At 71.6% G+C, this 12,924-nt stretch carries 11 protein-coding genes; all 11 read right to left on the bottom strand.

The genetic code is table 11. The features are described from left to right. Positions 1 to 77: 77 nt before the first annotated feature. Positions 78 to 1,241 (bottom strand): MraY family glycosyltransferase, encoded by a 1,164-nt coding sequence (locus D0T12_RS29895; protein ID WP_117403803.1) that lies wholly within the window; start codon positions 1,239 to 1,241, stop codon positions 78 to 80. A gap of 153 nt (positions 1,242 to 1,394) precedes the next feature. Beyond that, positions 1,395 to 2,360: a DUF2207 domain-containing protein gene (locus D0T12_RS29900; protein ID WP_158581680.1), complete on the bottom strand. Its 966-nt coding sequence runs from the start codon at positions 2,358 to 2,360 to the stop codon at positions 1,395 to 1,397. 113 nt (positions 2,361 to 2,473) lie between these two features. Then, positions 2,474 to 3,301 (bottom strand): L-threonylcarbamoyladenylate synthase, encoded by an 828-nt coding sequence (locus D0T12_RS29905; RefSeq protein ID WP_117403944.1) that lies wholly within the window; start codon positions 3,299 to 3,301, stop codon positions 2,474 to 2,476. 119 nt (positions 3,302 to 3,420) lie between these two features. After that, a complete protein-coding gene (gene prmC, locus D0T12_RS29910; RefSeq protein WP_117403807.1) occupies positions 3,421 to 4,281 on the bottom strand; it encodes a peptide chain release factor N(5)-glutamine methyltransferase in 861 nt (286 codons plus the stop codon). Between the two features lie 52 nt (positions 4,282 to 4,333). Further along, the gene (prfA, locus tag D0T12_RS29915) at positions 4,334 to 5,398 is read right to left on the bottom strand and encodes a peptide chain release factor 1 (RefSeq protein WP_117403809.1); all 1,065 of its coding nucleotides are present in this window, start codon (positions 5,396 to 5,398) and stop codon (positions 4,334 to 4,336) included. An 86-nt stretch (positions 5,399 to 5,484) separates the two neighbouring features. After that, the gene (gene rpmE / locus D0T12_RS29920) at positions 5,485 to 5,703 is read right to left on the bottom strand and encodes a 50S ribosomal protein L31 (protein ID WP_021598595.1); all 219 of its coding nucleotides are present in this window, start codon (positions 5,701 to 5,703) and stop codon (positions 5,485 to 5,487) included. Between the two features lie 238 nt (positions 5,704 to 5,941). Then, entirely contained in the window at positions 5,942 to 6,595 is a 654-nt protein-coding gene (locus tag D0T12_RS29925) for a response regulator transcription factor (protein WP_117403811.1), read from the bottom strand. Between the two features lie 100 nt (positions 6,596 to 6,695). After that, entirely contained in the window at positions 6,696 to 8,102 is a 1,407-nt protein-coding gene (locus tag D0T12_RS29930) for a sensor histidine kinase (protein ID WP_233526361.1), read from the bottom strand. A gap of 201 nt (positions 8,103 to 8,303) precedes the next feature. Continuing rightward, on the bottom strand, positions 8,304 to 10,391 hold the full coding sequence (gene rho, locus D0T12_RS29935; RefSeq protein ID WP_117403813.1) for a transcription termination factor Rho: 2,088 nt from the start codon (positions 10,389 to 10,391) through the stop codon (positions 8,304 to 8,306). Between the two features lie 454 nt (positions 10,392 to 10,845). Continuing rightward, the gene (gene thrB, locus D0T12_RS29940) at positions 10,846 to 11,790 is read right to left on the bottom strand and encodes a homoserine kinase (RefSeq protein ID WP_117403815.1); all 945 of its coding nucleotides are present in this window, start codon (positions 11,788 to 11,790) and stop codon (positions 10,846 to 10,848) included. A 1-nt stretch (position 11,791) separates the two neighbouring features. Beyond that, on the bottom strand, positions 11,792 to 12,859 hold the full coding sequence (gene thrC / locus D0T12_RS29945; RefSeq protein ID WP_117403817.1) for a threonine synthase: 1,068 nt from the start codon (positions 12,857 to 12,859) through the stop codon (positions 11,792 to 11,794). Between the last annotated feature and the right edge of the window lie 65 nt (positions 12,860 to 12,924).

A 12,924-nucleotide genomic window follows, 5' to 3' on the forward strand; every position in this document is an offset into this window, starting at 1 on the left:
TGCGAACTCCGAAGCGTACCGACCTCGCGGTCGGCACCACGGACTCTAACCGAGTTCACCCGATGGTCAGCGCGGGTTCACGGCACGCCCGCGCGGTGCCGCGAGGACCGTCCCGCGGGCGGCGGCTCCGGAGCGACGCCCCGCCGGGGACGACGCTTGGGCTTCATGAGCATGAGCAGCACCCCGGTGATCGCGACGACCAGGGTGATGCCGACGGTGACCCAGGCGGCGTCGAACACGGCCAGCCCGACCAGGCCTGAGGCCAGCAGCCCGACCCAGCAGTACATGATCAGCACGGCGCGGCGGGTGGAGTGGCCGAGTTCCAGCAGCCGGTGGTGCAGGTGCTGCTTGTCGGGCGCGAACGGCGACCTGCCCTGGTTGGTGCGCCGCCACACCGCGAGCAGCATGTCGATGAACGGGACCGCCGCCACCGCCGGGATCAGCAGCAGCGGAACGAAGAACGGGAACAGCCCGTTGGCGAGGATGGCCGGGTCGAACTGGCCCGTCAGCATGATCGTGGACGCGCTGAGCAGCAGCCCGATCAGCATCGAGCCGGTGTCCCCCATGAAGATCTTGGCCGGGCTGAAGTTGTGCGGCAGGAACCCCAGGCACATCCCGAACAGCATCGCCGCGATGAGGGTCGCGGCGGTCAGGGTGCTCAGCCCGTACTCCCGCGACAGCAGGTAGGCGTAGGAGAACAGCGCCAGCGCGGCGATCCCGACGACGCCCGCGGCCAGGCCGTCCAGCCCGTCGATGAAGTTGACCGCGTTGATCGTGGCCACGACGACGAGGACCGTCAACGGCACCCCGTAGGCGGGCGGCAGCGTCAACGACTCGCCCGTCGGCAGCGGGATCACGTAGATCTGGATGCCCTGCATGATGAAGATCCCGGCCGCGGCGACCTGACCGGCGAACTTGGTGAGGGCGTCCACCTCCCAGCGGTCGTCCGCGATGCCGATCAGCACGAGCAGCCCGCCGGACAGCAGCAGCGCCCGGGTCACGTTGATGTCGCCGTCCGCGAGGACCTTGCGCATCTCCGGCAGCCCCGTCGCCACTACCAGCGCCGCCACCATCCCGCCGAACATCGCCAGGCCGCCGAGCCGGGGCGTCGGGATGACGTGCACGTCGCGTTCGCGGGGAACGGCCTGCGCGCCGAACCAGACGGCGAACACGCGCACGATCGGGGTCAGCAGGTAGGCGACGAGGGCGGCGACGAGGATGCTGAGCAGGTACTCCCGCATTCCCCCGCGCCTCCCCTCACCGGTCGCCGTCGCCCGCGCACGCCCCGTACCCCGTCCGCGCGGGCCGTCACCTTGGTAGACGGCTCGCCGGGACGATCTGTTCACACCGGGACCGATCAACTCTAGTCCCACCGGCGCACCGGTCGTGGCCGGTCACACCATCCGGTGCCGCCGCCCGCACACGATCCCCACCCCGACGATCACGAGCGCGAGTCCGGCGAGGGAACGGTCCCCCAGCGAGAACGCCCAGGGCCCGTGCGCCGCGATGTCGTCGACCGCGTCGGCGACGACCAGCACGAACCCGGCCGCGCCGAGGCCCGTCCCGACCTGCCGGGGCGGCGCCGGGCGGCGCGCGAGCAGGGCCACGGCCGCGAGGGAGAGGGTGAGCAGCGCGGTGCCCGTCCAGTCGCCCGTCCAGCGCGGCGGGACGTACCGAGGCGGCGGCACGGCGATCGCCCGCTTCGGCAGCCTGACCCTGACCGTCATGCCCTCGCGCGGGGCGAGCGCGCCCTGGACGAAGTCCACGGCGAACGGCCCGTCACGGTCGCGCAGGCACCGGGTCGTCACCCCCGGGACGCCCGCCCGGCAGGTCACGTGCCGCAGCGGCACCGGCGCCACCACCCTGACGGCCGCGTGCCCGATCGGCACGTTCCAGCCCGTCCCGAGCGCGTCCCAGACCAGCTCGTCGTGGCGGTCGCGCGGCGTGAACGCCCACGCCACCTCGTACTCGAGCACGTACGCCTGCCGCCCGCTGACCTCGCGGCCCCGGTCGCCGACACTGATCCGCACGTTGTTCAGGAACTTCGTCGTCCGGACCCGGGACGGGGCGCCGGTGGACGAACTGCTCCGCACGCCCCGCACGTCGTACACCCGGTCACCGTGCCGGAACGGCACGCTCCGGACGATCCCGTGCTCGCCCTCCTCGTCGAAGTCATAGGTGATCGTCTCCCGGACGTACAGGACGCCGTCCACGCCGATGGACAGCACGACGTCGTACGTCGGGATGTGTTCCCGCGACCTCCCGTCGGCGGCGACGGGCGTCGCGAGCCCGAACGAGAACAGCATGAGCACACCCGCGACGATCGCGGGCCCCCGGAAACGGCCACGCACGACAGGCATGGTTTCACCGTTGCCGCCCATCGGCCCGTGTAACGACGTCGATACTCCCCCCAGGTCACAGACCACTTCCGGTCCGCGACAGCATGCGGAGCACGCGGGTCGGGCGCCGCCGGTCAGGCGTCGTTGGTCGTCGCGGGAGCCGCGGGCTCGTCGGCCGAGCCGGACGGGCGCCCGGTGGGGTCGGTGGGGGCCTCAGCGGGCTCGTCCGGAGATCCTGCCGGGGACGCCTTGGTGAGGGAAGGCCCGGGAACGTCGGGGCTCGACGGGGGCTCTGCGGGCTCCCCGTCCTCGTCGTCCTCGTCCGTCAGCAGCACGCCGACCACCGAACGGATCTTGTCTTCGGGAATGGCGCCCGCGCGCAGCAGCCGCGGCACGGACCCGGTCAGATCCACGATCGTCGACGGTTCGACATGCCCGGCCACACCGCCGTCCAGGTAGACCGAGACGGAGTCGCCGAGCATCTTCTCGGCCTCCTCGACGTCTCGGGCGGCGGGACGACCGCTGAGGTTCGCGCTGCTGACCGCCATCGGGCCGGTCTCCTTCAGCAGCTCCACCGCCAGGTCGTGCATCGGCATCCGCAGCGCCACGGTGCCCTTCGTGTCGCCGAGGTCCCACATGAGGCTCGGGTTCGCGCGGACCACGAGGGTCAGCGCACCCGGCCAGAACTCCTCGATGAGGTCCTGCCCGTAGACGCCGAGGTCCTCCGTCAGCGCGGTCGCGGCCCGCACCGACCCGACCAGGACCGGCGGCGGCATCTCCCGTCCCCGGCCCTTCGCGGACAGCAGCTTCTCCACCGCCGCCGCCAGGAACGCGTCCACACCGACGCCGTACACGGTGTCGGTCGGCAGGACGATCAGCTCACCGCGCCGCACGGCCGACACGGCCTCGGCGATCCCGCGGGTGCGCTCCATCGGATCGGAGCAGTCATAACGTCGGCTCACGGTCGCCCGTCTTCCCATCTGCGCAGCGCTCGTCCGGTATGGCACCGCCAAGGATAGCCGCGCTCCGGCGCAGCCCGTCTCCGCCCACGATCCGCGCGGGTCGGCGCCGGTGAGGCGGGTCAGTCGGACGCCGTCCGGGCCGTGACGAACCGGTCCCGGTTGGTGAGGTCGCGGCGGTTGCGGACGTCCCGCCAACCGTTCTCCTCCGCGAACACCCAGTAGACGTCGTTGCCCTGAAGATCGCTGTGCTCGACCGCCACGTACCCGCCGGGACGCAGCAGACGCCGGGCCGTGCGCTCCACCACGCGGATCGCGTCCAGCCCGTCGTCCCCGCCGCCCCACAGCGCGTCGGCGGGATCGTGGTCGCGGACGTCGCGCGGCACGAACTCCCACTCGCTCATCGGAATGTACGGGGGGTTCGACACCACAAGGTCGACAGTGCCGTTCAACTCCGGCAACGCGGTGGCGAAGTCATCCAGATGCAGCCGCACACGGCCGCGCTCGTCCAGCTCCTCAACGTTACGGGTGGCGTGGACGAACGCCGTCGGATCCTTCTCCACGGCGTGGACCCGGGCGCGCGGCGCCTCCAACGCGACCGACAAAGCGATCGCCGCCGAGCCCGTGCCGAGATCGACGACCAGGGGATCACGGACGTCCATGTCCCGCAACGTCTCCAGCGCCCACCCGACCATCACCTCGGTCTCCGGCCGCGGGACGAACACGCCGGGCCCGACCTTCAGCTCCAGATACCGGAAGAACGCCCGCCCCGTGATGTGCTGCAACGGCTCGCCCGCCTCCCGGCGCGCCACGAACTCCCAGAACCGGGCGTCGAACGCGCTGTCGGGGACGTTGTGCAGCTCCGACCGCTTCACCCCGTGCACGGCCGCGGCGAGCTCCTCGGCGTCCGCGCGGGGCGAGGCGGCACCCGCGTCCGCGAGCCGCGCGGTCGCCCTGGCGATCTCGTCGAGCAACAGCTTCATGCCCCTGCCCTCCGTAGGGGGACGACCCCCCACACCCCCCGGTTCGCTCCGCTCATATTTTTTGGGCTTCGGCCAGGCGGCGCTCCATCTCGGCGTCGACGAGCGCCTGCGTGACGTTGTGGAGATCGCCGTCCAGGACCTGGTCGAGGTTGTAGGCCTTGTAGCCGACCCGGTGGTCGGAGATCCGGTTCTCCGGGAAGTTGTAGGTGCGAACCCGCTCCGAGCGGTCCACCGTGCGGACCTGGCTCTTGCGTTCGGCGGCCGCGGCGGCGTCGGCCTCCTCCTGCGCCATCGCCAGCAGCCGCGACCGCAGGATGCGCAGTGCCTGCTCCTTGTTCTGGAGCTGGCTCTTCTCGTTCTGGCACGAGACGACCACGCCCGTCGGCTGGTGCGTGATGCGGACCGCGGAGTCTGTGGTGTTGACGCTCTGCCCGCCGGGCCCGGACGAGCGGTACACGTCGATGCGCAGGTCGTTCGGGTCGATCTGGACGTCGACGTCCTCCGCCTCGGGGGTGACGAGCACGCCGACGGCGCTGGTGTGGATACGGCCCTGCGACTCGGTCGCGGGAACGCGCTGCACCCGGTGGACGCCGCCCTCGTACTTCAGCCGCGTCCAGACCCCCTCGTCCTGCACGCCCTTCGCCTTCACGGCGACGGTGACGTCCTTGTACCCGCCGAGGTCGGACGGGTGCGAGTCGATGACCTCGGTCTTCCAGCCGGCGCGCTCGGCGTACCGCAGGTACATGCGGAGCAGGTCGCCGGCGAACAGCGCCGACTCCTCGCCGCCCTCCCCCGCCTTCACCTGGAGGATGACGTCCTTGGCGTCGTTCGGGTCGCGCGGCACCAGCAGCCGCCGCAGCCGCTCCTCAAGCTGCTCGCGCCGCCGTTCCAGGTCGGTGGCCTCGGCGGCGAACGCCTCGTCCTCCTTGGCCAGCTCCCGGGCGGCGGCCAGGTCGTCCTCGGTCGACGCCAGCTCCCGGTGCGTCTCGACGATCGGCCGCAGTTCCGCGTAGCGCTTTCCGAGCTTGCGCGCCAGGCTCTGGTCCGCATGGACGGACGGATCGGCGAGCCGTTCCTCGATGCCCGCGTATTCGCTGATCAGTTCGTCGAGATTCACGATGTGTCCTGGCCCGTTCGGAAAGGCCCGGAGACCCTTCGGTGAGTCCCCGGGCCGTCATCTGGTCGCTGGATGCGGCGCTCGTCCTACTTGCCGGCCTTCTTCTTGCCGAAGCGCTGCTCGAAGCGCGCCACCCGACCGCCGGTGTCGAGGATCTTCTGCTTGCCCGTGTAGAACGGGTGGCAGTTCGAGCAGACGTCCGCGTGGATCACACCGTTCTCGGCGGTGCTGCGGGTCTCGAACGTGTTGCCGCACGTACACGTCACGGTCGTGACGACGTAGTTCGGGTGAATGTCGGGCTTCACGGGTTCTCCTCGCTTCTGGCGGTACCGGGCGCTCCGCCTCGCATGGCTCGCATGGCCGTTCGCGCAGCCGCGGAGCCATGAGAGAAGTGGAAACGTGAACCGGTGCCGCAGCGGTTGGTTCCGAGCGGTTGGGTTCCAAGCGGTTCTCAGAACCACTCGGCCCCAAGTGTGCCAGATACGTGAACGTGCCGACGTCACCGGGCATTCCCGATCTTGGACGTCCCGGACCGGAGGCCGCTCAGCCGTCGGCGCGGCCCAGGTAGGCCAGGACCGCCATGACCCGGCGGTGGCCGCCCTGCGCGGGTTGCAGGTCCAGTTTCATGAAGATGTTGGAGATGTGCTTCTCCACGGCGCCCTCGGTGACGACGAGGTCCTCGGCGATGGCGCCGTTCGACCGTCCCTGCGCCATCAACGCCAGCACCTCCCGCTCCCGCGGCGTCAACGCGTCCAGCGGATCGCCGGTCCGGCGGCGGCCCAGCAACTGACCGATCACCTCCGGGTCGATGACCGTCCCGCCCGCGGCGATGCGGCGGACCGCGTCGATGAACTCGGCGATGTCCGCCACCCGCTCCTTCAGCAGGTACCCGACGCCCTCGGCGCCGCCGCCGATGAGGTCGGTCGCGTACCGCTCCTCCACGTACTGCGACAGGACGAGGATCGGGGTGCCCGGACGGCGTTCCCGGACGGCCAGCGCCGCCCGCAGCCCCTCGTCGGTGAACGACGGCGGCATCCGCACGTCCACGATGGCGAGATCGGGTTCGTGTTCCTCGACGATGCCGAGCAGACCGGGGCCGTCCCCGACCGTCGCCGCCGTCTCGATCCCGGCGTCGTCGAGCAGCCGGACGAGCCCTTCGCGCAACAACACCGAATCCTCGGCGATCACAACCCGCATCAGCCCATTATCGGGCCTGTGCCGACGAAACGGGGCCGTCCGCGGACGCGGACGGCCCCGTTCGGAAGTCGGACGCCTCAGGTCACCGGCGGCCCGGTGATCACCAGGTGCACGGCAGATCCGCGCGGATGATCGTCGGACCGCCGGGCGGGCTGTCCACGATGAGCATCCCGTCGATCGTGGCGGCCCGGTCGGCCAGGCCCGCCAGGCCCCCCTCGGACCGCGCGACCGCGCCGCCGACCCCGTTGTCGATCACCTCGACGACCACCCAACGGTCCTCCCGGACGACCCGGACGGACGCGCGGGTCGCGCGGGCGTACTTGGCGATGTTCGCGAGCGACTCGGCGACGATGAAGTACGCGATGCTCTCGACCGCCGCCGGAGGACGCTCCGGCAGGTCCACGTCGACCTCCACCGGGACGGGCGCGCGGCCCGCGAGGCCCGACAGCGCCGGGTCCAGGCCCCGGTCGGTGAGGATCGCCGGGTAGATGCCGCGGGCCAGGTCGCGCAGCTCGGAGATCGCCTCCTTGGTGCCGGCGTGGGCCTGCTCGATCAGCGCCCGCGCGCCCTCCGGGTCGTCTTCCAGCTTGGCGCGGGCCCGGCCGATGTCCATGGCCACGGCCAGCAGCCGCTGCTGCGCCCCGTCGTGCAGGTCGCGCTCGATGCGGCGGCGCTCGAACTCCGCCGCGTCGACACCTCGGGCGCGGCTGGCCCGCAGATGCTCCGTCCGCCTCCGCAACTCCACGTTCTCCTTCTGCGCCGGGCTCGGGCCGAGCATCAGCCCCGCGAACGCCGAATGGCCGATCGCCATCACCCGCGTCACGTACATCGCCACGACCAGTCCGAACAGCCCGAGCACGGAGATCGGCAGCGCCTCGATCGGGTTACCGGCCCAGTACGAGACGAACCCGGCGCTGACCTCGGCGCCGCTTCCGTCCACCGCCACGATCACCGGCATGAACAGCAGCATCACCGTCCCCGCCCAGATCGCCGCGGACACCACGAACTCCAGCAGCGTGATGGGGAACAGCGCCAGGAGGTAGACCAGGTCCTTCCAGGTGGCCGGGTCGGCCGCCATGCTCTTCAGCTTCACCAGCGGGTTGCGCACCTCCGGCAGCGGCCGGTACGGGCTCGGGATCTTGACGCCGAACGCCGCCCGGACGAGCTGCCGTTCCAGCACCGCGCCGAACCGCCACGCCACCATCAGCAGCGCCAGCATCGGCAGCCCCACCCAGATGATCAGCAGGCTGACCGACAGGGCGAGCCCGACGACCAGCACGACGAACCAGCCGAGCCCGAACGCCAGTGCGGCGGCCAGGTAGATCGCCGAACGCCAGGTCAGCGACGACTTCAGCAGGCCGAGCGGCGTCCAGGGGCCGTTCGCGACGGTCGACGCCGCGTCTCCCCCGGCGTTCAGCATCGTGGCCCACCGCGCCGCCGCCCATCGCGCGGCGGCGCCGGCGGCGGTCGCTCCTCCGCCCCCTGCCTTCCTGCTCAGCTCGCTCACGACGTCCCTCCATGCCCGTTCCAACCTACGGTCCAAGAGTGCCCTGGCCCAGGTGGAGGGACCATGATGCGCGCCGCCCAATCGGGGGTGGGGCTAACCCCACCATCGTGGGGAGGCGCGGGGAGGAACGCCGAACGCCCCCGCCCGGACCGTTCCGGGCGGGGGCGCGCACACCTCGTCAGGCCTTGACCAGGCGGCGGCTCAGCGGTCGTCGGAGACCGTGGTCTTCTGCACCTGGAGCAGGAACTCGGCGTTCGACTTGGTCTCCTTCATCTTCTCGATGAGGAGCTCCAGCGCCTGCTGCATGTCGAGGGCGTGCAGGACGCGGCGGAGCTGCCAGACGATGCGCAGCTCCTCCGGCGCCATGAGGATCTCCTCCTTGCGGGTGCTGGAGGCGTCCACGTCCACCGCCGGGAAGATCCGCTTGTCGGCCAGGCCCCGGTTGAGCTTCAGCTCCATGTTGCCGGTGCCCTTGAACTCCTCGAAGATGACCTCGTCCATGCGGGACCCGGTCTCGACCAGCGCGGTGGCGAGAATGGTCAGCGAACCGCCGTTCTCGATGTTGCGCGCCGCGCCGAAGAACCGCTTCGGCGGGTACAGCGCCGTCGAGTCGACACCACCGGACAGGATCCGCCCGGACGCGGGCGCCGCCAGGTTGTAGGCGCGGCCCAGCCGGGTGATCGAGTCGAGCAGCACGACGACGTCGTGGCCGAGCTCCACCAGCCGCTTGGCACGTTCGATCGCCAGTTCCGCCACCGTGGTGTGGTCCTCGGCGGGACGGTCGAAGGTCGAGTGGATCACCTCGCCCTTCACCGTCCGCTGCATGTCGGTGACCTCCTCCGGACGCTCGTCCACGAGGACGACCATCAGGTGGCACTCCGGGTTGTTCTTGGTGATCGCGTTGGCGATCGCCTGCAGCACCATCGTCTTACCGGCCTTGGGCGGCGACACGATCAGGCCGCGCTGTCCCTTGCCGATCGGCGACACCAGGTCGATGATCCGGGTCGTCAGGATGCCGGGGTCGGTCTCCAGCCGCAGCCGCTCCTGCGGGTACAGCGGCGTCAGCTTGGAGAAGTCGACGCGGTTCTTGGCCTGCTCGGGCTCCATCCCGTTGACGGTGTCGAGCCGGACGAGCGCGTTGAACTTCTCGCGCCGCTCACCCTCGCGGGGCTGCCGGACGGCGCCGGTGATGACATCGCCCTTGCGCAGCCCGTTCTTGCGGACCTGGGCCAGCGACACGTACACGTCGTTCGCGCCCGCCAGGTAGCCGGTCGTGCGGACGAACGCGTAGTTGTCGAGAATGTCGAGGATGCCCGCCACCGGGATCAGGACGTCGTCCTCGGTGATCACCGGCTCCTCGTAGCGCTCACGGCCACGGCCGCGGTTGCGCTCGCGGAACCGGCGTCCGCGACGGCTCCGGCCGCCGCCGTCATCGTCGTCGTGCTGGCCGCCGCCGCCCTGGCTCTGGCCCCGCTGACGGCCACCGCCCTGGTCGCCGCGGTCGCTCCGCTCGCCGCGTTCGCCGCGGTCACCCCGGTCGCGGCCCTCGCCGCGTTCGCCGCGTTCCCGGCCACCGCGCTGACGCTGGCGCCCGCCGCCCTCGCGTCCCTCCCGGCCGTCGCGTCCGCCGTCGCGGTTCTCGCGCCCGTCGCGTCCCCCCTGGGACTCGCCGTCCTCGGCGTTCTGCTCGCGGCCCTGGTCACGATCGCGCCCCTGGTCGCGGTCGCGGCCCTGCCGGTCGCCGCGCTGCCGTCCCCCGTGCCGCTCGCCCCGGTCCGCCCGGTCGGACTTCTCGGCCTTGTCCGCCCTGTCCGCCTTGTCGGTCGTCTCGGTGTCGGCGGGCTTCTCTGCCTGCTCCGTCTGGGGCTGCGCCTCCGGCTGCCCGCCGGCCGCCGGCCGCTCGCCCGCCGGAGCGATGTCGGTGAGCGCGACCTGGTCGTCGGACACCTCCCGCTTGGCGGCCGCGGTGCGGGTCCGCCGGGGGCGTTCGGTCTTGGCCGGCTCCTGCTGGGCAGTCGCAGCGGCTCCCTGCTCGCCCCCCGCCGAGCCCTGCACTCCGCCGCCCTGCTTCTCCTGAATGGCGGCGATGAGCTGGCTCTTGCGCATCCCGGTCACACCGGTGATGCCGAGGCTGGACGCGAGCGCCTTGAGCTCGGGCAGCACCATGGCCGACAGGCCGGTGCCGGACCGGCGGCGCCGGGGGGTGGCGGGCGCGGCGTCGGCGGCCTGTGCGGCGTCGACGGGTCCCGTGCTCGATGCGTCCGTAAGGAGTTCGCTGGATTCGCTCACTAAGGGTCCTTCCCAGGGAGCGGGCGTTGGCCGGTTTTCGGCCAGCCGACCCGGTAGTGCGGCCCGGCGGGGGCGCCGGGACGGGCTCCGCTGATCACGGTGGGGCCGGGATCTGCGTGTTCTGGGCACAGCCAGATGGTGTACGGGACGGTTCGCTCGCAGGTGTCCCCGCTACCGCCACGTCCGAAGTTTCGCTGGAATGCCGGACAACGGGATGTCACGGTGTCGGGAAGCCTAGTACGCGGAACCGACACGGCCGGAAGGCCGATCAGATGACGCGCGGCTGACGAGCACGCTGCCCCGAACGGGGCATCTGGTGCGGCATTCAGCCTAACATCACCAGGGCGCACTGCTATTCCCCAGAGGTCGATGTCTTCGCATTTTACCTAGCGGGAACACGCTGGAACCCGCACCGGCCGCCGCGACACGTCTGCCCCCGCCCCCGGTGCCGCCATCAGGGCCGGAGCGAGGATTCTCCGGTCACGACGCGTGCGCCGCGGGTCGCGACGTCCAACGGGTGCTTGAGCCACCCATTACCCACTTCGGGAGCTATCGAATCAACTTGTGATGCGCTTGTGAAGGCCAGGACAGTAGGTCCTGCCCCGGAAATCACCGCCGGGACACCCGCCGCCCGAAGCCGCCCGACCAGTTCGGCGGACTCGGGCATGGCGGGCGCGCGGTAATTCTGATGAAGGCGGTCCTCTGTCGCGTCGAGGAGGACATCCGCGCCGAGCCCGCCGGTCAACGCGGCGACGAGCAGGGCCGCGCGTCCGGCGTTGGCGGCGGCGTCCCCGTGCGGGACGGTCTCCGGCAGCAGCCCGCGGGCCCGCTCGGTCGCCAGCCGCTGCTCCGGAACATACGCGGTGACCTGCGTGATCTGTGTTTCCAGGCGGACGAGCCGCGGCCCGCCCGGGGTCGTCCAGGCGACGGTCAGGCCGCCCGCGAGGCACGGCGCGACGTTGTCGGGGTGCCCTTCGATCTCGGTGGCGAGGCGGAGCGCCTCGTCGTCGCCGAGGAGTTCCCCGGCCGGGTGCAGCGCGCGTGCCGCGACGATGCCCGCGACGATCGCGGCGGACGACGAACCGAGGCCCCGGCTGTGCGGGATCCGGTTGCGGCACCGCAGCCGCAGGCCCCCGGGCCGCCCGGCCGGACCGGTTCCGGCCAGGTCGTCCAGCCGGTCGAAGGTGCGGCGCAGCACCTTGACGATGAGGTGCCGCTCGCCCCGGTCGGCGACCTCCGCGCCCTCGCCGTCCACCTCGATGGTCAGCCCGCCGCCGGTCAGCTCGACCTCGACGTCGTCGTGCAGGGACAGCGCGAGGCCGAGCGAGTCGAATCCGGGGCCGAGGTTGGCGCTGGTGGCCGGGGTCCGCACCAGGACCGGCCCGTCCGTCCAGCCCACCTCAGGTGAGACCGAGTTCCGACGCGGCGGAGTGCGCGTCGACCTTGATCGTGGTCGGGGCGGGCGCGCCGGAGATCGCCCAGTCGGGGTCCTTGAGGCCGTTGCCCGTCACCGTGCATACGACCCTCGTCCCCGGCGTGACCCCGCCCTGCTCACTCGCCTGGAGCAGGCCCGCGACGCTCGCCGCGGAGGCGGGCTCGACGAAGACGCCCTCCTCCCTGGCGAGGAGCCGGTACGCGGCCAGGATCTGCCGGTCGGTGACCGAGGCGATGGCGCCGCCCGACTCGTCCCGCGCGGCGACCGCCAGGTCCCAGGACGCGGGGTTGCCGATCCGGATCGCGGTCGCGATGGTCTGCGGCTTCAGGACGGGCTCGCCCTTCACGAACGGCGCCGCCCCGGACGCCTGGAACCCCAGCATCCGCGGTGTCTTCGAGGCCACGTCGGCGGCGGCGTACTCCTTGTAGCCCATCCAGTACGCGGAGATGTTGCCCGCGTTGCCCACGGGCAGGCAGTGCACGTCGGGGGCGTCGCCGAGCGCGTCCACGATCTCGAACGCGGCCGTCTTCTGCCCCTGCAACCGGTACTTGTTGACGGAGTTGACGAGCGCCACCGGATAGTCGACGGCCAGCTTCTGGGCCAGTTCGAGGCAGTCGTCGAAGTTGCCGTCCACCTGGAGCAGCCGCGCGCCGTGCACCAGCGCCTGCGCCAGCTTCCCCATCGCGATCTTCCCCGCGGGGACGAGGACGGCGCAGGTCATCCCGGCCCGTACCGCGTACGCGGCGGCGGACGCCGACGTGTTGCCGGTCGAGGCGCAGATGACGGCCTTCGCGCCGTCCTCGGCGGCCTTGCTGATCGCCACGGTCATGCCGCGGTCCTTGAACGAACCGGTCGGGTTCGCGCCCTCCACCTTGAGGAACACCTCGCAGCCGGTCAGCTGGGACAGCCGTCCGGCGGGCAGCAGCGGCGTGCCGCCCTCCAGCAGCGTCACGACCGGCGTCGCGTCCGTCACCGGAAGCCGGTCGCGGTACTCCTCGATAAGGCCACGCCACGCGCGGGCGTTCGCGTTCACGTTCGGACTCCCTGAATGACCTGCGATGTTGCCCGGAGTCTACCGGTGCCGAAGCGGCCGCTCTC

It is taken from the genome of Actinomadura spongiicola (genome assembly GCF_003432485.1).
Lineage (GTDB): Bacteria > Actinomycetota > Actinomycetes > Streptosporangiales > Streptosporangiaceae > Spirillospora > Spirillospora spongiicola.